Annotated in this window: 18 protein-coding genes; 11 read left to right on the top strand and 7 right to left on the bottom strand. The window is 71.9% G+C overall.

What is annotated here, in order from left to right; all coding sequences use genetic code 11:
• Window positions 1–38 precede the first annotated feature (38 nt).
• The 4 genes from OG488_RS13500 to OG488_RS13485 form a co-directional block, all read right to left on the bottom strand.
• The gene (locus OG488_RS13500) at window positions 39–866 is read right to left on the bottom strand and encodes a carbohydrate ABC transporter permease (RefSeq protein ID WP_329229080.1); all 828 of its coding nucleotides are present in this window, start codon (window positions 864–866) and stop codon (window positions 39–41) included.
• Between the two features lie 14 nt (window positions 867–880).
• On the bottom strand, window positions 881–1,825 hold the full coding sequence (locus tag OG488_RS13495; protein WP_329229079.1) for a carbohydrate ABC transporter permease: 945 nt from the start codon (window positions 1,823–1,825) through the stop codon (window positions 881–883).
• 32 nt (window positions 1,826–1,857) lie between these two features.
• Entirely contained in the window at window positions 1,858–3,150 is a 1,293-nt protein-coding gene (locus OG488_RS13490) for an ABC transporter substrate-binding protein (protein ID WP_329229077.1), read from the bottom strand.
• Between the two features lie 247 nt (window positions 3,151–3,397).
• Window positions 3,398–4,033 (bottom strand): TetR/AcrR family transcriptional regulator, encoded by a 636-nt coding sequence (locus OG488_RS13485; RefSeq protein ID WP_329229075.1) that lies wholly within the window; start codon window positions 4,031–4,033, stop codon window positions 3,398–3,400.
• 158 nt (window positions 4,034–4,191) lie between these two features.
• Here OG488_RS13485 and OG488_RS13480 point away from each other — a divergent pair, with 158 nt between their 5' ends.
• From OG488_RS13480 to OG488_RS13460, 5 genes are all read left to right on the top strand, one after another.
• Window positions 4,192–4,752: a hypothetical protein gene (locus tag OG488_RS13480; RefSeq protein ID WP_329229073.1), complete on the top strand. Its 561-nt coding sequence runs from the start codon at window positions 4,192–4,194 to the stop codon at window positions 4,750–4,752.
• A gap of 117 nt (window positions 4,753–4,869) precedes the next feature.
• On the top strand, window positions 4,870–6,993 hold the full coding sequence (locus OG488_RS13475) for a LamG domain-containing protein (RefSeq protein WP_329229071.1): 2,124 nt from the start codon (window positions 4,870–4,872) through the stop codon (window positions 6,991–6,993).
• Between the two features lie 159 nt (window positions 6,994–7,152).
• Window positions 7,153–7,647 (top strand): hypothetical protein, encoded by a 495-nt coding sequence (locus tag OG488_RS13470; protein ID WP_329229069.1) that lies wholly within the window; start codon window positions 7,153–7,155, stop codon window positions 7,645–7,647.
• Between the two features lie 106 nt (window positions 7,648–7,753).
• Window positions 7,754–8,236 (top strand): hypothetical protein, encoded by a 483-nt coding sequence (locus OG488_RS13465; protein WP_329229068.1) that lies wholly within the window; start codon window positions 7,754–7,756, stop codon window positions 8,234–8,236.
• A gap of 186 nt (window positions 8,237–8,422) precedes the next feature.
• Window positions 8,423–11,314, top strand: coding sequence for an AfsR/SARP family transcriptional regulator (locus OG488_RS13460; protein WP_329229066.1), 2,892 nt, complete (start codon window positions 8,423–8,425; stop codon window positions 11,312–11,314).
• A gap of 117 nt (window positions 11,315–11,431) precedes the next feature.
• Here the strand turns inward: OG488_RS13460 and OG488_RS13455 are convergent, their stop codons facing one another.
• The gene (locus OG488_RS13455) at window positions 11,432–12,007 is read right to left on the bottom strand and encodes a M23 family metallopeptidase (protein ID WP_329229064.1); all 576 of its coding nucleotides are present in this window, start codon (window positions 12,005–12,007) and stop codon (window positions 11,432–11,434) included.
• 99 nt (window positions 12,008–12,106) lie between these two features.
• Window positions 12,107–13,597, bottom strand: a complete 1,491-nt coding sequence (locus OG488_RS13450) for a PucR family transcriptional regulator (RefSeq protein ID WP_329229062.1) — start codon at window positions 13,595–13,597, stop codon at window positions 12,107–12,109.
• A gap of 115 nt (window positions 13,598–13,712) precedes the next feature.
• Between OG488_RS13450 and OG488_RS13445 the strand changes: the two genes are divergently transcribed.
• From OG488_RS13445 to OG488_RS13435, 3 genes are all read left to right on the top strand, one after another.
• Window positions 13,713–15,176 carry a sodium:solute symporter gene (locus tag OG488_RS13445; protein WP_329229060.1) on the top strand — a complete coding sequence of 488 codons (1,464 nt, stop codon included), beginning with the start codon at window positions 13,713–13,715 and terminating at the stop codon, window positions 15,174–15,176.
• Window positions 15,177–15,273: 97 nt separating this feature from the next.
• Window positions 15,274–16,242, top strand: a complete 969-nt coding sequence (speB, locus tag OG488_RS13440; protein WP_329229059.1) for an agmatinase — start codon at window positions 15,274–15,276, stop codon at window positions 16,240–16,242.
• A complete protein-coding gene (locus tag OG488_RS13435) occupies window positions 16,239–17,921 on the top strand; it encodes a thiamine pyrophosphate-binding protein (protein ID WP_329229057.1) in 1,683 nt (560 codons plus the stop codon). The genes speB and OG488_RS13435 overlap by 4 nt, the downstream gene beginning before the upstream one ends.
• A gap of 85 nt (window positions 17,922–18,006) precedes the next feature.
• On the opposite strand, the gene OG488_RS13430 is transcribed toward OG488_RS13435, so the two are convergent.
• On the bottom strand, window positions 18,007–18,363 hold the full coding sequence (locus OG488_RS13430) for a hypothetical protein (RefSeq protein WP_329229055.1): 357 nt from the start codon (window positions 18,361–18,363) through the stop codon (window positions 18,007–18,009).
• Between the two features lie 185 nt (window positions 18,364–18,548).
• On the opposite strand from OG488_RS13430, the gene OG488_RS13425 reads away from it, so the two are divergent.
• The 3 genes from OG488_RS13425 to OG488_RS13415 all read left to right on the top strand — a co-directional run bounded on the left by OG488_RS13425 (window position 18,549) and on the right by OG488_RS13415 (window position 24,448).
• Complete coding sequence (locus OG488_RS13425) at window positions 18,549–22,292, top strand: ABC transporter ATP-binding protein (protein ID WP_329229054.1); 3,744 nt, start codon at window positions 18,549–18,551, stop codon at window positions 22,290–22,292.
• A 111-nt stretch (window positions 22,293–22,403) separates the two neighbouring features.
• Entirely contained in the window at window positions 22,404–22,874 is a 471-nt protein-coding gene (locus tag OG488_RS13420) for a hypothetical protein (protein WP_406466281.1), read from the top strand.
• 77 nt (window positions 22,875–22,951) lie between these two features.
• Window positions 22,952–24,448 carry a S28 family serine protease gene (locus tag OG488_RS13415; protein WP_329229052.1) on the top strand — a complete coding sequence of 499 codons (1,497 nt, stop codon included), beginning with the start codon at window positions 22,952–22,954 and terminating at the stop codon, window positions 24,446–24,448.
• Window positions 24,449–24,457: the final 9 nt, after the last annotated feature.

The raw sequence follows: 24,457 nt of genomic DNA, 5'->3' as shown, positions 1-24,457 counted from the left end.
GGTGGGGCGTGCGACGGTACGTACTTCTTGAGGCTGGCTCACATTTTCACCGCTCCGCTGACGAGGGCCTGCTGCATCCGCTTCTGGAGCACGGTGTAGACCACCCAGACCGGGACGAGAGTCAGCACCGTGCCCGCCGTAAGGATGCCGTAGTCCGTGCCGGTGAGGGACTTCAGCGTGGGCAGCGCGACCTGTACCGTCCGCAGGTCCGGGTCGGGGCCGATGATGACGAGCGAGTAGAGGTACTCGTTCCAGAACGTCAGGAAGTTCAGCAGCAGGATCGTCGCGATGCCCGGCATGCACATCGGTGTGTAGACGTGCCGCAGGACGGCGAAGGTGGACGCGCCGTCCATGCGCGCGGCCTCCTCCATCTCGCGCGGGATGGTCCGCATGAACTGCACCAGGATGACGACGGAGAGCGGCATCGCCGTGGCCGGCAGGAACAGCACCATGAAGGCACGGGTGTGGAACAGCCCGGTCGCGGCGGCCAGCAGGAACGTCGGGAAGAGCGCGGCGAACGTGGGGACCAGGAAGCCGAGCGAGAACACCCGCTCGACCAGCGCCCCGATCCGGCCCTCGGTGCGGGCGATGGCGAAGGCGGCGGGAATCGCGAGCGCCAGGGTCAGGACCAGCGCGAGGGCCGTCACGAGCAGCGAGTTGAGGACCGCCGGACCGAGGTGGGCCGAGGTGAACGACTCGGTGAAGTTGGCGGTCGACAGCGACGTGGGGAGGGAGAAGGGGCTCCCGAAGATCTGGTCGTTCGTCTTGAACGCCGAGACCAGCAGGTAGTAGAGGGGGACGACCAGCAGCACCATGTACAGCCAGGCGAAGATGTGCGCCGGCAGCCAGGACCTTCCGAACTTCATGGGACCAGCTCCGATCAGTAGTTCTGGCGGAAGACGCGACGGATGGTCAGCAGCCCGGCCAGGCCGACCAGGAAGAGGACCACGCCGACGGTCTGGCTGTAGCCGAGGTCGGCCGCGATGAACGCCTTCTGGTAGACCAGGAAGGACAGCGTCGTCGACGAGCTCCCCGGGCCGCCCTGCGTCAGCAGCAGCACGTTCTGCGCGGAGCCGAACAGCGTCCAGAGGAACTGGAGCATCGTCACGACGCCGACGAAGTCCCGGATGACGGGGAAGTGGATGCGCCACATGGCGCGCCAGTGCCCCGCGCCGTCGAGCTGTGCCGCCTCGCCGATCTCGTCCGGCACGCTGCCGAGGCGGGCGGCGAAGAGGACGGCGGTGAACCCGATGCCGCTCCACACGTCGAGGACGATGAGGGAGGCGAGGGCGGTGGAGGGCGAGGCGAGCCAGGCGTCGGTCATCGAGCCGAGCCCCACCTTGTCCAGCGCCCCGTTGAGCAGGCCGTCCGGGGAGAGGACCGCGTAGAACACCATCGCCTTGGCGGGGGTGGAGATCAGCCCGGGGATGAAGAGCAGGTAACGCAGGACGCGGTGGCCCGGCGGCTTCTGGGCGACGTAGTAGCCGAGCATGTACGCCCCGATGATCATCAGGGGCAGTGCCACGGCGAGCTGGACGGCGGTGTTGCGCACCGCGTCCCAGAAGACCGGGTCGTCGAGGACGGCGCGGACGTTGCCGGCGCCGGCGAAGGAGACCGGCTGGAGCATGCCCGGCCAGTGCAGTACGGCGATCACGAAGATGGCGACCAGCGGGCCGACCATGAAGATCAGGTACCAGGCCAGCGCGGGCAGGGCGAGGACGGTCCCGCCCTGCGTGCGGCGCTTCGTGGTGGTGGTGGCGGACGGTGAGGGGGCGGCCGGGCCGCGGACCGAGGCGCCGCCCGGGGCGGACGAGAGCATCGTCATAGGAGGACTCGCAGAAGGCTCGGGCGCGCGGATCAGGCCGTGCGGTAGGCGGATTCCAGGGCGGAGCGCACGGAGGCCGCGCTCGTCCCCCGGGTGAAGGCGGTGCTGGTCGCGGTGATCAGCGGCTGGGTGGCGGTCGGCGGGACGTACAGGTCGGGCAGGAGCACCTGGCCGACGTCGTCGCCGAGCCGCTGCGCGTCGGCCACCAGCGGGAAGTCCTTGCTGACCGTGTCGGTCACGAGCGCCATGTCCCGGCCGCTCTCGGTGATGAAGCGCGCCACCACCTCGGGGCGGTACATGAAGCGGAGGAACTTCTCGACGGAGGACAGCTTCTTGACGCCGTTGGGGCTGATCCAGAAGCCGATCAGGGTGTACGAGCGCAGGATGGTCGGCTTCTCGTGGGCGGCGCCCGGGGCGAGCGGCCAGCCGCCGATCTCCGTGTGCCCGGCCGCCTTCGCGGGGACCTTGGCCAGGGCGGAGGACATCGCGGACTGGATGGCCGCCGCCTCCGTGTTGTACTGCGTGGTCATCGTGTCGGAGGTCAGCCCCTGCGCCTTGTCGGCGAAGACGCCGGCGTCGCGGAGCGTCACGAAGTAGTCGATGCCCTCACGGGCGCCCCTGCTGCCGCTGAAGTCGCCGGTCGTGTAGACCTGCCGGGCCTCCTCGCGGGTGAGGAAGGTCTGGATGATCTGGGCCAGCAGTTTCTGCCCGGTCCAGTCGTTGCCGCCGACGGTGACGGGGGCGATGCCCTTGGCCCGCAGCTTCCGCGCGGCGCCGACGAGCTGGTCCCCGGTGGTCGGCACGGAGCTGACGCCGGCCCGGTCGAGCAGGTGGGTGTTGAAGGCGACGGGCCAGTTGGTGGCGAAGTACGGGAAGGCGCGCAGCCTGCCCTTGGCGTCGGTCCACTCCGCCAGGGCCGCGGGCAGGACGCGCTCGCGGAGCCCCCAGTCGTCGAGGTAGCCCTTTACGTCGACGGTGGCGCCGACGTCGGTCCAGGCGAGCGTCTTGTCGTACAGGTTGACCATGACCACGTCCGGCTCCTTACGGGCCAGTCGCGAGGTCTCGTACACCTGGGGGAGGTCGTCGCCGTTGACGAGGTTCTTGACCCGGAGGCCCGGGTTCTCCTTCTCGAAGGCCTTCACGGCGGCGGTGTAGGTGGGGGAGCCCGGCGCGGTGGTCCCGAGCTGGGTGTGGACGACGAGGGTGCCGGGGTCGGAATCGGCCGAGGCGAGGGTGGAGCAGCCGGACATTGCGGGCAGCGCGGTAGCGGCGGCGAGGCCGGAACCAGCGGCTAGGAAACCGCGCCGACTCAGGGGTGAGCGCACAGCGGGATGTCTCCAACCAGGACGTTAACCAGGGTGGTTAATCGATGTACCAGCGGGTTGCGAGAAACCTAGGTGCGAGTGAGGGAATGGTCAACCCCCGGTTGCGCATGCTGGAAGATCCGGCATATCGGGCACTGGGTGGGAGTGTTGGCAGGGGTGCCAACCGGGTTGCCGACGGGGCTGGGCGGCGGCTGCGACGGGGCGCGCCGATCGTGCGGGGGCCTCGACGGCGGGGGCCCGCCTCGGTTCAGGAAGTCGTGGCCGTGGTGCCGGAGGTGGGGGTGTCCGGCGCGGACGTCGACCCGCCGCGCGTGCGGAGGATTCCCTCGACGCCGTGCAGGAAGGTCTCGGACACCAGGACCGGGTCGAAGAGGCAGCCGGCCGCCATGGCGCCGTCCCGGAGCATGACGAGATGCCGGGCGGCGGGTTCGGCGGGTGCGTCGCCGGTCTCTGCCAGCAGGTCCGTGACGGTGTCCAGGAACCACTGCCGGTGGGCCAGGACGGCCTGGTGGATCGGGTGTTCGGGGTCGGGGTACTCGGCGACCGCGTTGAGGAAGGCGCAGCCACGGAAGCCGGGGGACCGGATGCCTTCCGTGAGGGACGCGGTCACCGCCCAGACGCTGTCGACGGCTGACCGGCTGCCCGCCAGGGCGGTGGCGACCTGCCCTCGGATTCCCTGGTCGGCCTGGTCCAGATAGGCGAGGACGAGCTCTTCCTTGCCGGTGAAGTGCCGGTACAGCGTCGCCCGGGTCACCTTGGCCTCCGCGGTGATCCGGTCGATGCCGACGGAGTGGATCCCCTCCGCGTAGAAGATCCTGGTCGCGGTGGAGAGCAGCCGTGCTCGCGCCTCGGACGTGCTGCGGCCTTCTGTGCTCCGGCTCATGCCGTCAGGTTAGCAAATCGCCGAGGTAGAACGTTCGGTATTGACAGGCCTTCGTCGGGCATCTGTAATCAATGAGACCGAACGTTCTCCCTCGTCGGCTGTGGCCCGCGGGGACTCGACCGTTCGGTATCAATGGGCCCTCACCGAAAGGCACCCTCGTGGACACTCTCGTCAGCACGACGTCCCCCAGCGTTCCCGCGACCCTGCGCACGCTGTACCTCGTGCGCTTCGCGTTCGCGGCAGTCTGGGCCGGCCTCCTGTTCGCGACCGCCGACACCCTGGGGCCGGTGAGCGTGACGCTCCTGGTCGTCTATCCCTTGTTCGATGTCGCGGCGGCGATCGTCGACGTCCGCTCCGCGAAGGCGAACGGCGGTACGGCACCGGCCCTGTGCGTGAACATCGCGATCAGCTCGCTGGCCGTGCTCGGCTTGGCGGTCGCCGCCACATCCGGCATCCCGGACGTCCTCCGGGTCTGGGGAGCCTGGGCTGTCGCCTCCGGGATCGTCCAACTCGTCGCGGGTGCCGTTCGCCGGTCACTGGGCGGCCAGTGGCCGATGATCATCAGCGGCGCCATCTCCGTGCTGGCCGGCGCGTCGTTCGGCGCGCAGGCCGGAAGCGGCGATCCGACCCTCGTGAACCTCGCCGGCTACGCCTTCCTCGGAGGCGTGTTCTTCCTCGTCTCGGCACTCCGGCTGAATCGGGTCCGCAGCGGGGCGTGAGTGGGCGGCAGTAAACCGCTTCGGCGCTGTCGGTGCTCTCTGTTAGCTTCAGGCGGCTCGTGTGATCACGAGCCGCAAGTGCGGACAGGGGAGGGGCATATGAACAGGTCCGGACGTATGACAAGACACAGACGGATGGTGGTGGCCGGCTGCGTGGGGGCGTTGCTGGCCACGGCATCCGGCACGGCGTACGCGATGGACAACCTGCCGCCGGAGCAGCCGCTGGTCCAGGACCTTCAGTCGGAGCAGGAGCCTTGCGCGACCGCCGACGAGACACCGTATGTCTCACAGGTCCCCAGGCTGAGTGCCAAGCTGTACGACCCGGAGGCGGACAACCAGCCGTCCGAATACAGCTCTGTCACCGCCGAGTTCGAGGCCTGGTGGACAGACACGGCAGGTGCCGAGCAGCGTCGTACGTACACCTCCATCACCCTGTCGTCCGGGTCGAACTTCTACTGGAGGATGCCGGACGACGTCCCGGCGAACACCGTCGTCTCCTGGCGCGTGCGCGCCGACGACGGCAAGGCGACCTCACCGTGGAGCGATGAAGACGAGGGGTCGGTCTGCTCGTTCGTCGTCGACGACGTGAGCCCCGAGAAGGCGACCATCAGTTCCCCCGAATACCCCGAAGACGTGCTCTGGGTGGACGGGGTGGGCGTCTACGGCACCTTCACCATGGACTCGCCCTCCGACGACGTGGTGTCGTACAGGTACAACTTCACCGGTGGGCCGTACGGGACCGCCGAAGCCGAGAGCCCTGGTGCCGCCGCGACCCTGTCCTACCTGCCGCTCATGGACGGGCCCAACACCCTGACGGTCCGCGCGATCGACCGGTCCGGGCGGAGCAGTGGGGAGTCGCGGTACAGGTTCTACGTGAAGTCCGGGCGTGCCCCGGTCGCCCGCTGGAAGCTGGACGACCCGGCGGGCTCCCGCACCGCCGCCGCGGAGACCGGGACCGCCGCAAGCGCCGGTACGGGCGTGACGTTCGGTGGCTCGGCACCCTCGGGCACCGGGGCCTCCGCCACCGCGAGCTTCGACGGCAGTGGGCACGGCTTCCTCACGACCGGCGCCCCGGCCGTCGACATCCGGAAGTCCTTCGCGGCCAGTGCCTGGGTGCGGCCCGCCGAGACCGGCCGGGCCATGACCGTCGTCAGTCAGGACGCGGACGGAAAGCCCGGCTTCACCCTGGGCCTGCGCAGCGGTGACGGGGGTCCCGCCTGGTCGTTCGCGATCGGCGGTGAGCAGGTGTCCGGCGGTGCGCCCGAGACAGGGGAATGGGCCCATCTCCTGGGGCTGTACGACGCCGAGACAGGTCGTTCGCATCTCTACGTCAACGGTGCCGAGGTCGGCGTACCGGCCGAGGTGTCTCCGGCCGAGGCGCCCGGTGCGTTCCAGGTCGGACGCGCTCGTGGCGCCGCCGGCTACCGCGACCGATGGCACGGCGACATCGGCGACGTGCAGGTCCACGACCGGGTCGTCGTGCCGGACGAGGTGGCCGAGCTGGCCTTGCGCAAGCCGAAGCTGCTCGGCCACTGGTCGATGTCGGACGCCGTGGACGGAGCGACCCCCGAGCAGTCGGGCGGCGCTCCGCTCCGGCTCGGTCCCGGCGCTTCGGTCTACCGGATCCCCGAGGGCTCCTGCCTCCCGGAGGCCGACCCGGACTGCGAGCCCGTGCCCCTTCCGCTCGTCGGCGAGGGGCATCTGAGCCTCGACGGCGAGACGGGGTACGCCGCTACCGACGGGCCCGTCGTGGACACGGCGGACAGCTTCACTCTCGGCGTCGTCGTGCGCCTCGCGGAATCCGCGCCGGCCCATCCGATGACCGTGCTTTCGCAGGCTGGTGAGCACACCGACGCGTTCAAGGTGCGCTACGAGCCGTCCACACGTACCTGGCAGTTGGTGATGCCGGTGAAGGACGAGGCCGGAGCCCCCGAGAAGGTGGTGTCCTGGGTCAAGGGAGCCGATGGCGGGGTGGGGCAGGGTCACCGTCTCGCTGTCGTCTATGACGACGGGGCCGACACGATCAAGCTCTACCTCGACGGCCAGACCAACACTGATGCCACCACGACCCTCAGCGACGGCTGGCACAGCGAGGGTGCCCTCCAGATCGGCCGGGCCAAGGCCGGTGACGGCTGGGGCGAATACCTGCACGGTGACGTCGACGAGGTGCAGGCGTACGCGGGGGCGCTGCGGAGCGGCGTGGGCGGCCTGGGTTGGGAGTCGGAGCCCTGCCTCTGCTGATCAGGCCGTAGCGAGAGACGAGGTCCGACCTCCTGGAGGCCGCCGGAACCACGGGGACCGGGGGCCGCCAGGGGGTCCACCCGCAGCGTCGGCGGGTGGGCCACGGGCCTTGCGCGGAGCCTGGCCCGCCGTGGCCTCCTCCCGCTCTACTCTCGGGCCATGAACGTGTTTCACGGAGAGGGCGGCCGGCACCTGAGCATGTCCAACGGCGGCACCGAGGTCTTCGTGGACGTGCTGATGCTCGCCGTGTCCACGCTGGCCCGCGAGCTGTGGGACTTCCGCTTCGCCGCTCTGCTGACGCTCCAGGACCAGAACGTGATGGGGCGTGGCGTGGTCGGCTTCGACCTGGCGGAGCTCGACTGGGGGGACACGCCGCAGGAGCGGGCCGCCGCCAAGGACTTCCTGCTGCGCGTCCTCGATCTGGCCCTGACCCGCCACCGGTGGGAGGAGCTGACGTACGAGCCGCCCCACGCCGAGGGGTACCTGCGTACGTACCGGGCGATGGTGGAGGCGTTCGCCCCTGCGACCGCGCGAAGCGACGCGGGTGTCCTGCCGGGTACGCACGAGGCCGCGACGACCTCGTGCGTACGCCACCGGGTGCTGGGCGCGCTGCCGTTCTGGGAGGGCTGCGTGTTCTGCACCGCCGGGGTCTGAGGACGGTGTCCGCGTCCTGCCGGCCGGACGGGAGGGAACGCGGGAGTTCTTCCCTGGGCGGTCGGCCGTATGTCTCCCGCCCACCGCGCCCGCATACGCTGCGGGTATGGGTGACATGTACGCAGTTGACCTCGCGCTGAACCTCCGCGCCACGGTGCCGGACGCGCTCGTGGACGAGCTGAGGTGGCACCTCGGCACCGCTCCCGGGGCGGGCGGCGGGCCGTCCGGAGCGACGGCGGGTGGCCCTGCGGAGGAAATGGCCCTGGTGGACGACGTGTTCCCCCTCCTCGCCGAGCGCGGACCGGCGGCGCGCATCGGCGGTCTGCTGACCGGCGAGCTGCACCGGACCGGCGCGGGGTGGGCTCTCACCGCACGCCAGGAGGTGCACGCGGAGTCGCTCCCCGACCTCGATCCGCTCCTGGAGCAGTTGGCGCGGCACTCCGCCACCGAGGGGGTGATCGGGCAGATCCGGTTCTACGAGGACCATGTGCCGGAGCTGTTGATCAGTGAGTCGGGAAGCCTGGTGCGGATGTCCCTGAGGCCCGACAGGAGCGGCACCGCACCGGCGTGCTCGCCGGGGCAGGCCTGAGCAGGGCCACCTCGGCCTGATCCCTCCCTCATCGGCGGGCGGGGGAAGGCGGAGCACCGGGGTCTGCGTTTTCGCCGACCGGACGCGGGGCCGTATCGAGCGGGTGCCGTCACCCGGAATTCACGTCGACGGACTTCGAACATCGTTACGCTGCACCGCAGTTGCCGATACTCACGGGGGCGCGCGGTGGGGGAGCCGACATTCGGGGTCCTGGGGCCGCTCCAGGTGAAGGCGCACGGTGTGCCGGTACGGATCGGCGGGGCCAAGCCCAGGGCCGTACTGGCGACGCTGCTGCTCCAGCCGAACGGTTTCGTCTCGCTGGACCTCCTGACGGAGGTCCTCTGGCCCGGTGGCGCCCCGCGGTCCGCGGTCGCCAACGTGCGCACCTACGTACGGACGCTGCGTGGGCTGCTGCCGTCCGGCGCGGTCGGCGGTCTGCGTACCGAGCCCGCCGGGTACTCCTTGGACGTCGCGCCCGGCGCATTGGACATGACGTGTTTCGAGCAGCGGCTCGCGGCGGCCCGCGCCGCCCGCGACCGCGGCGAGGACGCCACCGCGCTGCGCGGTTACGAATCGGCCCTGGGTCTCTGGCGCGGCGGGGTGCTCCAGGACGTGCCCTCCAGTGTGGTCTGGGACCCGGCCGTCGCGCGCATGGACGGGCTGCGGTCGGTCGCGGCGGACGAGTGTCTGGAGTTACGGCTCCGGCTCGGGGACTACGCCCACCTGGTCTCCGGGCTGCGGTCGCGGCTGGCCGAGAGCCCCCTGCGGGAGGACCTGTGGCGGATGCTCGTGCACGCGTTGCACGACGCGGGCCGTGGCGCCGAGGCGCGGTCCGCGTACGCCGAGGCGGAGCGGGTGATCGCCGCCGAGCTCGGGATCGCGCCGAGCGCGTCCCTGCGGGCCATCGGCGCCGAGGTCAACGGCTACACCGGGCGCCGCCGCCCGCTGCCGCCCGTTCCCGTCCGCCAGCTGCCCATGGACATCCCCGACTTCACCGGCCGCGCCGTCGAGGTCGCCGACCTGGAGGCGCTGTTGTCCACCGCCGGACGGCAGCCCGTGGTCGCGGCGGTGTCGGGACCGCCGGGGGCCGGGAAGTCGACGCTGGTCGTCCATGTCGCCCACCGGGTGCGTGACGCGTTCCCCGACGGTCAGCTCTTCGTCGACCTGGCCGGGACGAGCGAGTGCCCCCGCGCGCCGGCGGACGTCCTGGCGGAGATGCTGCGCGGACTCGGGGTCATCGACAGCGCGATCCCCGGTGAGCAGGGCGAACGTGCCGCGATGTTCCGCTCCCGGCTGGCGCAGCGGCGCTTCCTCGTCGTGCTCGACGACGCCCTGGGGAGCGCGCAGGTGAGCCCCCTGCTCCCCGGTACGGGCGGCTCGGCGGTGCTGGTCAGCTCCCGGCGCCGGATGCCCGGGCTGCCCGCGTACGCCTGCCCGCTCGGGCTGATGCGGCACGACGACGCCCGCGCCCTGTTCGGGGCCGTCGTCGGAGCGGACCGGCTGCGCCGGGAGGGCGCCGATGCCGACCGTGTCCTGGCCGAGTGCGGATCACTCCCGCTGGCGGTGCGGATCGCGGCCGCACGGCTGGTCAACCGGCCGGGGTGGAGCGTGGGCACGCTGGCCGACTCGCTGCGCGACGAGCGCGGGCGGCTCGGGGCGGTCCGCTCCGGTGAACTGGAGGTGCGCGCCAGTGCCGAACTCAGCTACCGCCATCTGCCCGAGCCCGCCGCCCACGCCTTCCGTACGTTCGGCGACCTGCCCGACGACGCCGTCCCGGGCTGGCTCGTGGCCGTCGCGACGGGGTGCGACGGTGAGGCGGCCGGAGGGCTGGAGACCTTGCTCGACGAGCACCTCGTCGAGGTCGTCGGCAGGGACGATCTCGGTCTGAACCGCTACCGCATGCACGATCTGCTGCGCTCCTACGCCAGGGAACTGGCGCTGACGGAGAACCAGGAGACGCGGCTGCGGCGTCGCCTCCGGGTCATCGACGCGCTCGTCGCTCTCGCCCGCACCGCCAACGCCGCCATGCCCACCCGCTTCCTCGGTGTGCTGGGCGAACCCGACGAGCAGGACCTGCCGGAGGGACCGGCCCGCGATGTCGCCCCCGTGGTGCGCGCCAGGCCCGTGGACTGGTTCGAGAGCGAGCACCGCAACCTCGTGGCCGCCGTCGACGCCGCCGTCCGGCTCGGCCGGACCGACCGGGCGGCCGACCTCGCGATCGAGCTGGCCGGCTTCTTCGACATGCGCGGCTACTACGGGGACTGGCTGCGGACCCACCGGCTCGCACTCGACGCCATGCCGCGTCACGACGACGTCCGGGCGGCAGCCCTGCTGCGCAACCTCGGGCAGCTCCACCTCTACCAGGACCGGTACGCGGACGCGTTCACGTCCTTCGAGCGTGCCCGCAAGCTCTTCGCCGGGCTCGGCCACCCGACGGGGACGGCGGTCGCCGCGGTGGGCTCCGGATCGGTCCACCGGGTCGTGGGCGAACTCGGCACCGCGCTGGGCATGTTCACCGACGCGCTCCAGGACTTCGCCGCGGCGGGCGACCGGCACGGCGAGGCGGTGGCACGCAACGCGATCGCCTCCGTCTGGCTGGAGCGCAAGGACCCGGAGACCGCCGCCGGCTGGCTGCGTGGGGCCCTGGAACTGTCCCGTGCCGTCGGGGACCGGCACCGTGAGGCACAGGTGCGCCGAAGGATCGCCGTGCTGCACGAACTGCGCGGCGAGCCGCGGACGGCGCGCGGTGAACTGGAGCGTGCCCTCGGCATCTTCGACGAGCTGGCCGACCTGCACTGTGCGGCTTACGTGCAGCAGAGCATCGCGGAACTCTGCCTGCGCCAGGGCGACGCCGGCGAGGCCTCGGCGCTGCTGATCGGGGCGCTCGCCGTGCAGCAGCAGCTCGGTGACCGCCGCGCCGAGGCCCGGGTGGCCTGCCTGCTGGGCGAGTTGCACGACGCGACCGGCCGCAAGCAGACCGCGCGGCACTACTTCCGCCGTTCCCTGGCGACCTGGCACCGGCTGGACGTACCCGCCGAGGCGGGTCTGGTGGACGCCAGGCTCCGCTCGATGCGGTGAGCACCGGTGCGCGGGTGCGGGGGTGGGGGGGTGCGGGAGTGGCCGCCGCCACCCCCGCACCCCCGCACCGAGCTCACCGGGTGGTGGCACGTCCTCCCGCCGGCATCAGGAGGCGCGTCAGCATCTGTTGTTGCTGACCTGGTTGCGCTTGAGGTAGTCGCCCCACGTCACTCCCTGGACGACCGCGACGACGACCGCTCCGTCGAGCTTCTGCTCGTAGTGCAGGTGGGGAGAGAGGTCGTAGAGGGCGGACGTGTTGCCGACCTCACCGATCTTCTGCCCCACGGCGACGGTGTCCCCCGCCTGCACCGAACGCGTCTGCAGATGGGCGTAACGCGTCTGCCAGCCGCCCCCGTGGCCGATGACTATCGTGTTCCCGTACCCACTGGTCGTGGAGTAGTACGAGTCGAGGACCGTCCCACCGGCGCTGGCGAACACCCTGCGGCCGGTGTCGTCCGGATTGCCGTTCGCGTCGTAGTGGTTCCAGTCGATGGAGTGCGCGGGGCTGTGCCCCGACCAGTTGCTGCCGAGCCACGTCTGGCCGCACTCGAAGGGCATCTTGAAGGCGGGCCGTGCGGCCACGGCGGCCTCCGACGCGTTCACGACCGGCGCCGCGACGGCGGCCGGACCGGTGACCATGACGGCTGCGAACGCGCTCAGGGTGGTCAGGGTGCGGCGGACATTCCTGTGCATGGTTCTCCCCTTGTCGTCGGGTGACCCGGCGATTCAAGGGGGCGGGCATACACGGCGGATACATTCCGCGCGCCGTGGCACGGAGGAGGGGGACGGCCCTCAGGGGCAGGAGCGCAGCGCGAACCACAGCTCCGTCCGTACGTCCATGTCGTCCAGGTCCATGTCCAGCAGCGCCGCGCACCGGGCGATGCGCTGGCGGACCGTGTTGCGGTGGACCGTGAGGGCGACCGCCGTGCGGTCCCAGCTGCCGTGGAGGCTCAGCCAGCAGCGCAGGGTCTCGGCCAGGGGCCCGTTGAGGGGGGCCAGCAGGGCGCGGGCGTGGGCCTCCGCCCGGTCGGCCGGGACCAGGCCGGCGAGGCCTCCGGTGCCGGGGCGGTGGGTGCTCAGCGGGGCGCGGGTCGCCTCCGCGTGGCCCAGGGCGCGAGCCGCCTGGGTGTCGGCGTCGGGCAGGGCGGCGACCGGGGACGGTTCGGAGACGCCGAGGGTCCAGCCGGGCCGCGGGGTCACCGGCTCGTGGGGGCCGGGGAGCAGGACCCGTACGGTCGCGCGGTCCACGTCCGACAGGGCGGAGCCCAGGGCCGCGCCGAGCGCCCCGGCGTTCAGCGGGTCGGCGGGGGCGCCGTCGGCGCGGCGGGCGTGGACCACCGTCCAGGAGTCGCCGTCGCCCAGCAGCGGGGCCACGTCCTGCGGGGACGCGCCGAGCAGGAGACGTACGAGCGCGGCCGAACGGCCCGCCGCGTCGGCGCCCTGGTGCGGGGCGGTGAGCAGGGAGAGCAGCACGACGGCGATCCCCGCGACGGTGTGGTCGCCGGAGTCGCGGCGGGAGGTCGCGAGGGCGAGGGCCAGTCCCTGGCCGCCGCCCAGCGCGTACGCGAACAGATGGGTGTCTCCCCGGGTCTCCGCCGCAGAGGAGGGGCTCGGCTTCCGGCCGGGGGAAGGGGGCTGGGACGGTGCGGCGGGGGCAGGTGCGGCGGGGGCCACCACCCGGGCCAGCCGGGCCAGTGCCGTCTGCACGTCCGGTGCCGTACGCCCGCCCGCCGCGTGCAGCACCCCGCCGTCGGCGGTGAGGAGCGCGACCCGGCCCTCCAGCTGCACGGCGAGCTGGCGCAGCACCGCCGGTACCGGGTCCGGGCGGGCCGCCGCCGTCGCCAGGGCCTGCTGGGCCCGGGTGACCCGGCGCAGTTCACGGTGGCGCGCCTCCGCCATGAGCCGCCACACCGCCCGGGCGACCGCCGTGAAGCGGGTCTCCGGAGGGACCTCCAGCAGCGGCAGCCCGTGCCGCTCGCACGCCTCCACCAAGGCCGCCGGCACCGTGTCGTGGACCGGTGCCACCCCGAAGCCGAGCGCCGACGCCCCCGCCTGGACGAGCCGGGCGACATAGGTGTCGGCGTCCTTCAGCTGGACGCCGGCGGTCAGCAGCAGCTCCCCGCCGAGCAGATACGGATACGGGTCGGCCATCTCCGAGGTGTGCACCCAGAGCAGATCCGCGTGGTCAGGACCGGCGATCCGGCGCAACCCGAGCTCCTCCCTGCCCAGCAGTTCGGCCAGGGGGATGGGAGGGGCGGGGGGTCCGGCGGGGGAGTCCGGCATGGATGATCCATCCACTCTGTGAGGTCAGAATGGAGGAAACGTACACTTCATCGTCTGCTTCCGGCCACCTACCGTCTTCACGAACCTGTTGAACGCGTGGAACGGAGGGAAGCCCATGGCTGTCGACTACGCCGTGATCGTCGTCTACCTGCTCGGCATGCTCGCCATGGGCTGGTGGGGCATGCGCCGTGCCAAGTCCAAGAGCGAGTTCCTGGTCGCCGGACGGCGGCTCGGCCCCTGGATGTACTCCGGCACCATGGCCGCGATCGTCCTCGGCGGCGCCTCGACGATCGGCGGCGTGGGCCTCGGCTACCAGTACGGGCTCTCCGGCGCGTGGATGGTCTTCACGATCGGCCTCGGGCTGCTCGCGCTCTCCGTCTTCTTCTCCGCCCGCATCGCCCGGCTGAAGGTCTACACCGTCTCCGAGATGCTCGACCTGCGCTACGGCGGCCGGGCCGGGGTCATCTCCGGCGTCGTCATGTGGGCGTACACGCTGATGCTCGCGGTCACCTCGACCATCGCCTACGCCACGATCTTCGACGTCCTGTTCGACGTGAACCGGACCGTGGCGATCATCCTGGGCGGCACCATCGTCGTCGCGTACTCCACGCTCGGCGGCATGTGGTCGATCACGATCACCGACATGGTGCAGTTCGTCGTCAAGACGATCGGTGTCCTGCTCCTCCTCCTGCCGATCGCCGTCGTCAAGGCCGGCGGCTTCAGCGAGATGAAGGCGAAGCTGCCCACCGAGTACTTCGACCCGCTGGGCATCGGCGGCGAGACGATCTTCACGTACGTCCTGATCTACACCTTCGGCATGCTGATCGGCCAGGACATCTGGCAGCGCGTGTTCACCGCGCGCAGCGACCGCACGGCACGCTGGGGCGGCACCGTCGCCGGTACGTACTGCCTGGTCTACGCGGTCGCCGGAGCCGTCATCGGCACGGCCGCCAAGGTGATGTACCCGACGCTGCCCAGCGCCGACGCGGCCTTCGCGACGATCGTGAAGGACGAACTGCCGGTCGGCGTGCGGGGGCTGGTGCTCGCCGCCGCGCTCGCCGCGGTGATGTCCACCTCCTCCGGCGCCCTGATCGCCTGCGCGACCGTGGCCAACAACGACATCTGGTCGCGGCTGCGGGGCGTGGTCGCCAAGGACGGCGGCGAGGAGCGGGACGAGGTGAAGGGCAACCGCGCCTTCATCCTCATCATGGGCGTCGCGGTCATCGTGATCGCCATCGCGCTCAACAACGTCGTCGAGGCGCTGACCGTCGCCTACAACCTGCTCGTCGGCGGGCTGCTGGTGCCGATCCTCGGCGGACTGCTCTGGCGCCGGGGCACCGCGCCGGGCGCCCTGGCCGCCGTGGCCGTCGGCGGCGTCGCGGTCATCGGGCTGATGGCGGGCTACGGCATCCTCGCCAACGAGCCGGTCTACTACGGACTGCTCGCCTCCCTCGCCGTCTACGTCGTCGTCTCGCTGGCGACGAAGCCGACCGACGCCGCGGTCCTGACCGCCTGGCGTGAGCGGCTGGCGGGACGCGGGACCGAGGAGGCGGCCGCCCCGGACCCGGTCGGCGTCTGACCGGCCACCGAAGCCGGGGCCCGAACGGCCCTGGCAGACTGAATACCGTATGAACGCCCACAAGGCGTGCATGGCTGAACGAAAGGCACCCGCACCCATGAGCAGCAACGAAGCGCCGCGCGGCCCCGTCGACTCCTCCCGCGTCCCGCGGTACGCGGGACCCGCGACGTTCGCCCGGCTGCCGCGGCTCGACGAGGTCGGCACCGCCGATGTCGCCGTCGTCGGCGTGCCCTTCGACACCGGCGTCTCCTACCGGCCCGGCGCCCGCTTCGGCGGCAACGCGATCCGCGAGGCCTCCCGGCTCCTGCGCCCCTACAACCCGGCGCAGGACGCCTCCCCCTTCGCCCTCGCCCAGGTCGCCGACGCGGGTGACATCGCGGCCAACCCGTTCAACATCGACGAGGCCGTCGAGACCATCGAGGCCGCCGCCGACGACCTGCTCTCCACCGGCGCCCGGCTGATGACGCTCGGCGGCGACCACACCATCGCGCTGCCCCTGCTGCGCTCCGTCGCCAAGAAGCACGGCCCCGTCGCCCTGCTCCACTTCGACGCGCACCTGGACACCTGGGACACCTACTTCGGCGCGGAGTACACCCACGGGACCCCGTTCCGCCGGGCCGTCGAGGAGGGCATCCTCGACACGGAGGCGCTGTCCCACGTCGGCACCCGCGGCCCGCTGTACGGCAAGAAGGACCTCGACGACGACGCCAAGATGGGCTTCGGCATCGTCACCTCCGCCGACGTCATGCGGCGCGGCGTCGACGAGATCGCCGACCAGCTGCGGCAGCGCATCGGCGACCGGCCGCTCTACATCTCCATCGACATCGACGTGCTCGACCCGGCGCACGCCCCCGGCACCGGCACGCCCGAGGCCGGCGGCCTCACCTCGCGCGAGCTCCTGGAGATCGTGCGCGGGCTTTCCTCCTGCCACCTCGTCTCCGCCGACCTCGTCGAGGTCGCCCCGGCGTACGACCACGCGGAGATCACCTCCGTCGCCGCCTCGCACACGGCGTACGAGCTGACGACGATCATGTCCCGCCAGATCGCGGAAGGCCGCACCAAGTGAGTCACGACCACGACGACCGGCCGCAGCTCACCGCCGCGCAGGCGGAGGCGGCCCTGAACCCGCCGCCCGGCCGCAACGGCGGCGACCTGGTCGTCGAGACCCTCCAGGGCCTCGGCGCCACCACCGTCTTCGGGCTCCCCGGCCAGCACGCACTCGGCATGTTCGACGCCCTGCGCCGCTCCGCGCTCTCGTACGTCGGCCTGCGCGTCGAGAACAACGCGGGCTTCGCCGCCGACGCCTACGGCCGGATCACCGGCGAGGTGGCGCCCCTGCTGCTCTCCACCGGTCCCGGCGCCCTGACGTCGCTGGCGGCGCTCCAGGAGGCGGCCGCGGCCTCGGCGCCCGTGCTGGCGATCTCCAGCCAGATCCCCACCGCGGGGCTCGGCGGCGGGCGCCACGGCTACCTGCACGAGCTCCGCGACCAGAAGGCGTCCTTCCGCGACGTCGTGAAGTCCGTGCACACCGTGCGCACGGCCTCGCAGGTCCCCTCCGCGATCGCCGCCGCCTGGGAGTCCGCGCTGACCGCCCCGCACGGGCCGGTCTGGGTCGAGATCCCGCAGGACGTGCTGCTCGCCGAGACCACCCTGCCCCCGGTCAGCGCGCTGGACGCCACCCCCCGTGAGCTGTACCCGCGCCCGGAGCTGACCGTCGCCGCCGCCCATCTGCTGTCGAAGGCCGAGCGTCCGGTGATCATCGCGGGCGGCGGGGTCGTGCGCTCCGACGCGGCCGGCAAGCTGCTCGCGCTCGCGGAGAAGATCGACGCCCCCGTCGTCACCACCTTCGGCGGCAAGGGGGCCTTCCCCTGGGAGCACCCGCTCTCGCTCCAGTCGTGGCTGGAGGACCGTCACACCACGGACTTCCTGGAGTCCGCGGACGTCCTGCTGGTCGTCGGCTCGGGGCTGGGGGAGCTCTCCTCGAACTACCACACGTTCGCCCCGCGCGGCCGTGTCGTCCAGATCGAGGCCGACGCCGGGAAGCTGGAGTCCAACCACCCCGCGCTCGGCATCCACTCCGACGCCCGCGAGGCGCTCGCCGACCTCCTGGACACGGTGGAGCCGCGGAAGGACGACACCGCGGCGGAGCGCGTCCGGGAGCTGCTGGAGCGGGTCCGCGAGCGGATCGCGGCCCAGGACCTCACGCTGGAGCAGCGGGTGATCGCCTCCGTCCGCGAGGCGCTGCCCGACACCTCGCCCAGCTTCTGGGACATGACGATCCTGGCCTACTGGGCCTGGTCCGCCTTCGACGCCCGCCACCCGAACACGATGCACTCGGCGCAGGGCGCGGGTGGTCTCGGCTACGGCTTCCCCGCCGCCATCGGCGCCGCCGCGGCCGACCGGACCAGGCCGGTGCTCGCGGTCTCCGGCGACGGCGGCGCGATGTACTCGATCGCCGAGCTCGCCACCGTGCGCCAGTACGACCTGCCCGTCACCTGGCTGATCGTCGACGACGGGGGCTACGGCATCCTGCGGGAGTACATGACGGGCGCCTTCGGCGAGGCCACGGCGACCGAGCTCTCCCGCCCGGACTTCGTCGCCCTCGCCGAGTCCTTCGGCGTCCCCGCGGTCCGTACGACCCCGGAGACCCTGGCAGCCGACCTCGGCACGGCCCTCGCGGCCCCCGGCCCGTCGGTGGTGGTGCTTCCCGCGCTGCTCAGGATGTTCGAGCCGACGCACCTGTAGCGGAGACGGGGCGGCCGGACCCCTGGCCCGGCCGCCCCCGCTCAGCCGAGCCGGCCCTCAGCCGGCCCCGCTCGGCCGCCCCCGCTCACCCTGCCTTGCCGATCGTGGCCTCCTGCGCCGTGCGGCCCTCGTGGAAGCGGTCCTGCAGCACGGTGTCGCGCAGCGACCCCGGCAGGCCCCTTCCGGAGGGCAGAAGGTCCGGGAGCGACCGGAACACCACGGCGGCGGGAGCGGCCTGCCCCCTGCCCCTGGCCGCCATCAGGTACTTCCCGGCCAGATGGAGGTGCTCGGTCAGGTGCTTCGACGGCTCCAGGGCGAGCTTCTTCAGGACCTCGGGCCTGCCGAGCGAGTGGTGCTCGCCCTCGCCCAGTCGCTGCAGCTCCGCCAGTGCCGCGTACAGCCGGCCGCAGAGGTGGGCCTCCGCCTTCAGGTCGTTCGCCATCGCCTGCCCCGTTCCTTCGGTCCCGGTATGCGCGTGATCATCCGTACCCCGGTGGTCGTAGGACCACCCGCCCCCTTCTCCGTCCATCGGCCGAGAATTGTTGCGGAAGGATGAAATCCGCATCCTGCCGCGTTGGGGACATGCGGTAGGTCAGGCGGGGCGACGGGGAACATCAGGAGGCACGGGTGGCGGGCGCGGAGCAGCAGGGCGCGGAGCAACAGGGGTGGGGCAGACGGCTGGGCGGATACGCCTGGCGCTACCGCCGCAACGTCGTGCTGGCCCTGGGGTCCTCCCTCGCGGGCATGGGCGTCATGGCGCTCGTCCCGCTCATCACCAAGGTGATCATCGACGACGTCGTCGGCAGCCACACCCGCTCCCTCGGCGTGTGGACCGGCCTGCTCATCGGTGCGGCCGTGATCGTCTACGCCGCCACGTTCGTCCGCCGCTACTACGGCGGCCGGCTCGCCCTCGACGTCCAGCACGATCTGCGCACCGAGATGTACGGCACCCTCACCCGGCTCGACGGGAAGCGGCAGGACGAGCTCTCCACCGGGCAGGTCGTCGGGCGTGCCACCAGCGACCTGCAGCTGATCCAGGGCCTCCTCTTCATGCTCCCGATGACCATCGGGAACGTCCTGCTCTTCGTCATCTCCCTGGTGATCATGGCGTGGCTCTCGCTGCCCCTGACCCTCGTCGCCCTCGCCGTCGCCCCCGCCCTCTGGTTCATCGCCCGCCGCTCCAAGGCCCGCCTCTTCCCCGCCACCTGGTACGCACAGAGTCAGGCCGCAGCGGTGGCCGGAGTGGTCGACGGGGCCGTCTCCGGCGTCCGTGTCGTCAAGGGGTTCGGCCAGGAGGAGCAGGAGGCCGGGAAGCTGCGTGAGGTCAGCCGCAGGCTCTTCGCCGGCCGGCTGCGCACGATCCGGCTGAACTCCCGCTACACCCCGGCCCTCCAGGCCGTCCCCTCGCTCGGCCAGGTCGCGATGCTCGCCCTCGGCGGCTGGCTCGCCACCAGGGGCGAGATCACGCTCGGCACGTTCGTCGCCTTCTCCACCTACCTCGCCCAGCTCGTCGGCCCGGTCCGGATGCTCGCCATGGTCCTCACCGTCGGCCAGCAGGCCAGGGCCGGTGTCGAGCGCGTCCTGGAGCTGATCGACACCGAGCCGTCCATGAAGGACGGCACCAAGAGGCTCCCGGCCGACGCCCCCGCGAGCGTCGAGTTCGACGACGTCCGCTTCGGCTACGACGACGACCGCCCGGTCCTCGACGGGTTCTCCCTCACCATCGAGCCGGGCGAGACCGTCGCCGTCGTCGGAGCCTCCGGCAGCGGCAAGTCCACCGTCTCGCTCCTGCTGCCCCGCTTCTACGACGTGTCGCACGGCGCCGTCCTGGTCGGCGGCCACGACGTCCGGGAGCTGACCCAGGACTCGTTGCGGGCCGCCATCGGCCTCGTACCGGAGGACAGCTTCCTCTTCTCCGAGTCCGTCGGCGCCAACATCGCCTACGGCTACCCGGGCGCCACCCCGGAACAGATCGAGCGGGCCGCGCGCGCCGCCCAGGCGCACGGCTTCGTCTCCGCGCTGCCCGACGGGTACGACACCAAGGTCGGCGAGCACGGGCTCACCCTCTCCGGAGGGCAGCGCCAGCGCGTCGCGCTCGCCCGCGCCATCCTCACCGACCCCCGCCTGCTGCTGCTCGACGACGCCACCTCCGCCGTCGACGCACGCGTCGAGCACGAGATCCACGAGGTGCTCGCCCAGGTCATGGAGGGCCGCACCACCCTGCTGATAGCCCACCGCCGCTCCACCCTCGGCCTCGCCGACCGCATCGCCGTCCTCGACCAGGGACGGCTCGCCGACATCGGCACGCACGCGGAGCTGGAGAGCCGCTCGGCGCTCTACCGGCGGCTTCTCACCGACCCTGACGAGATGGGCGGCACCTCTCCCGGGCACCGGCCGACGGCGGTCGCGGCGCCCGAGGACGACCGCGCGCTCCAGGAGGAGCTGGACGCCGAGTTCGACGCCGAGCGCGGTGTCACCCCCGGGCTGTGGATCCGCAAGGAGGAGCAGCGGGACGCGGCGGCCGCCGGCATGCCCGCCACCCCCGAGCTCCTCGCCCAGGTGGAGGCGCTCCCGCCGGCCACCGACACCCCCGCGGTCGACGAGGCGGGCGCGGCGCGCCCGGAGAAGTCGTACGGCCTGCGCCGGCTGCTGCACGGCTTCGGCCTCCCGCTGCTCGTGAGCCTGGGGCTGGTGGCCGTCGACGCGGGCATGGGCCTGCTGCTGCCTGTGCTGATCCGGCACGGGATCGACGACGGCGTCACCAAGATGGCGCTCGGCGCCGTCTGGGCCGCGGCCGCCCTCGGCCTGCTCGCCGTCCTCGTGCAGTGGGTGGCACAGATCGGCGAGACCCGGATGACGGGCCGCAGCGGCGAACGCGTGCTGTACTCCCTGCGTCTCAAGATCTTCGCGCAGCTCCAGCGGCTCGGCCTCGACTACTACGAGCGCGAGCTGACCGGCCGGATCATGACCCGGATGACGACGGACGTGGACGCGCTGTCCACGTTCCTGCAGACCGGCCTGGTCACCGCCTTCGTCTCCGTCGTGACCTTCTTCGGCATCACGGTCGTGCTGCTCGCCCTCGACGTCCAGCTCGCCCTGGTCGTCTTCGCGACGCTGCCGCTGCTGATCGTCGGTACGTTCTTCTTCCGCCGCAAGAGCGTCAGGGCGTACGAGCTCGCCCGTACCCGCGTCAGCGTCGTCAACGCCGACCTCCAGGAGTCCGTCGCCGGGCTGCGGATCGTCCAGGCCTTCCGGCGCGAGCGCGACGGCGCCGAGCGGTTCGCGGCGCGCAGCGACCACTACCGCCAGGCCAGGGTGCGCGGGCAGTGGCTGATCTCCGTCTACTTCCCGTTCGTGCAGCTGCTGGCCTCGGTCGCGGCGGCCGCCGTGCTGATCGTCGGCGCGGGCCGCGTCGACAACGGCACCCTGACCACGGGCGCGCTGGTCGCCTATCTGCTCTACATCGACCTGTTCTTCGCCCCCGTGCAGCAGCTCTCCCAGGTCTTCGACGGCTACCAGCAGGCCACCGTCTCCCTCGGCCGGATCCAGGAGCTCCTGCGGGAGCCGACCTCCACCGCCGACCACGAGGAGCCGCAGGACGTGACGTCGCTGCGCGGCGAGATCGCGTTCGAGGACGTGTCGTTCGCGTACACCGGCGAGGAGGAGGCCCTCACGGGGATCGACCTGCGCATCCCGGCGGGCCAGACGGTCGCCTTCGTCGGCGAGACGGGAGCGGGCAAGTCCACCCTGGTCAAGCTCGTCGCCCGCTTCTACGACCCGACGAGCGGACGGGTCACGGCCGACGGCACGGACCTGCGCCGGCTCGACAGGACCGCGTACCGCCACCGGCTCGGAGTCGTGCCGCAGGAGTCCTACCTCTTCGAGGGGACGGTCCGCGACGCCATCGCCTACGGACAGCCGGAGGCCACCGACGCCCAGGTGGAGGCGGCCGCCAGGGCCGTCGGCGCGCACGACATGATCGCCACCCTGGAGGACGGCTATCTGCACACGGTGGCCGAGCGGGGCCGCAACCTCTCCGCCGGGCAGCGCCAGCTGATCGCGCTCGCCCGGGCCGAGCTGGTCGACCCGGACATCCTGCTGCTCGACGAGGCGACCGCCTCCCTCGACCTGGCCAGTGAGGCGCAGGTCAACCAGGCCACCGACCGGCTGGCGGGCCGGCGCACCACGCTGGTGGTGGCCCACCGGCTGACGACGGCCGCGCGCGCCGACCGGGTCGTGGTGATGGACGGGGGCCGGGTCGCCGAGGACGGCACCCACGACGAGCTGCTGGCCAGGGACGGCGCGTACGCGCGGCTGTGGCGCACCTTCATAGGGGAGGGCCTGGGCGAGGACACCCCGGCAGGCGTATGACCTCGTGCCCCCGTTCCGCAACCTGAGGGCGCTCTTCCCGCGTCGTAGACCCATGCGTACGTGTGTCCGGTGAGGGGCAGCGTGTTCGATGAAGCGGGCGGGGTGGATGGGGTGGACGGTGTGGCGAGACGAGTGAGGTCATCGGGACCGGAGGGACTTCCGGGACCACTGGGGAGTCAGGGGCGTCAGGGGAGTCCGGCAGGCCGGCGTGCAGCGGTGGTGCTCCTCGTCCTGCCGCTGCTCGGGGCCCTCGGTCTCGTGACGGGACCCGCCGGCTCGGCCCCCGCGCACGCCGCGTCGGCCTGCTCCGGGCGGCTGGTCAAGACGGTGACGTTCTCCACCGGCTCCCTGCGCGTCTACAAGAGCCGCGCCTACGCCTGCGCCGTCAGCGTCGCCAGGAAGCCGGGTGCGCGACGGGCGATGCGGGTGTCGCTGCAGCCGAGGGGCGGACACGCGGTCGTCGACAGCGGCGCGTTCACCAGCCTGGCCGGACCGGTCACGGTGCACGCGCTGAACCGCTGCGTCCGTGCCTCTGGTTCGGTCGGGGGATCCTCGGGCTCCACGGGGTGGATCCTGTGCTGACACGCGGGTGGGTCTGGCGTGGCAGGTGGTGCCCCCGCTAGGTTCACGGCGACTGTCGTGAATCAAGGGGAGGGTGCATGCGCAAGGCGCTCAGAGGCGTTCTGTCGCTCGCGGTGCTCATAGGCACAGTGAGTGCGACCGGAGCCTCGGCCGGTGCGGCCACCGCCGCGGAACCGGCCGCGAAGCAGAGCAGCTCGACCAGCAGCGGCTCGACGAGCAGCGGCGAGAACAGCAGCGAGGACATCAAGGACCGCATCCTGGCCGTCCCGGGAATGAGCCTGATCGAGGAGAAGCCGTACCCCGGTTACCGCTTCTTCGTCCTGAACTACACCCAGCCGGTGGACCACAGGCACCCGTCCAAGGGGACCTTCCAGCAGCGCGTCACGCTGCTGCACAAGGACACGACCCGGCCCACGGTCTTCTTCACCAGCGGCTACAACGTCTCGACCAACCCCAGCCGCAGCGAGCCGACGCAGATCGTCGACGGCAACCAGGTCTCCCTGGAGTACCGGTTCTTCACCCCGTCCCGCCCGGCCCCCGCCGACTGGTCGAAGCTCGACATCTGGCAGGCCGCCAGCGACCAGCACCGCGTCTTCACGGCGCTGAAGAAGATCTACTCCGAGAACTGGCTCACCACCGGCGGCTCCAAGGGCGGCATGACCGCCACCTACTTCGAGCGCTTCTACCCGAAGGACATGGACGGCGTCGTCGCCTACGTCGCCCCCAACGACGTCGTCAACGACGAGGACTCGGCGTACGACCGGTTCTTCGCGCGCGTCGGCACCAAGGAGTGCCGGGACCGGCTGGCCGGGGTCCAGCGCGAGGCGCTCGTCCGCCGTGCGCCGCTGGAGAAGAAGTACGAGGCGTACGCCGCCGAGAACGGCTTCACCTTCGACACGGTCGGCACGCTCGACAAGGCGTACGAGGCCGTCGTCATGGACTACGTCTGGGCGTTCTGGCAGTACAGCCTGCTCGCCGACTGCGCGAGCATCCCGGCCGACGCCGCGCACGCCACCGACCAGGAGATCTGGGACTCGGTCGACGGCATCTCGGGCTTCTCCGCCTACGCCGACCAGGGCCTGGCGACCTACACGCCGTACTACTACCAGGCCGGCACCCAGCTCGGCTCGCCCGACATCCGGCAGCCCTGGCTCGGCACGCTCAGCCGCTACGGCTACCAGCCGCCGCGCAGCTTCGTCCCGCGCTCCATCCCGATGACGTTCCAGCCCTCGGCGATGCGTGACGTGGACAGCTGGGTCAGGAACAACGCCCGGCACATGATGTACGTCTACGGCGAGAACGACCCGTGGGGCGCCGAGCCCTTCCGCCTCGGCAAGGGCGCCAGGGACAGCCACGTCTACACCGTGCCCGGCGGCAACCACGGCTCCAAGGTCGCCGGTCTCGTGGCCGACGAGAAGGCGAGGGCCACCGCGGCCATCCTCCGCTGGGCCGGGGTCGCGCCCGCGGTCGTCGAGGCCGACCCGGCGAAGGCGAAGCCCCTCGCGGCGTTCGACGCCCGCCTCGACAAGCGGGACGAGGAACTCCAGCGGAACCGGGGCACGCTGAGGCCGTAACACGCGCGT

It is taken from the genome of Streptomyces sp. NBC_01460 (assembly GCF_036227405.1).
Classification (GTDB): domain Bacteria; phylum Actinomycetota; class Actinomycetes; order Streptomycetales; family Streptomycetaceae; genus Streptomyces.
This window is presented reverse-complemented; position numbering and strand designations above follow the sequence as displayed.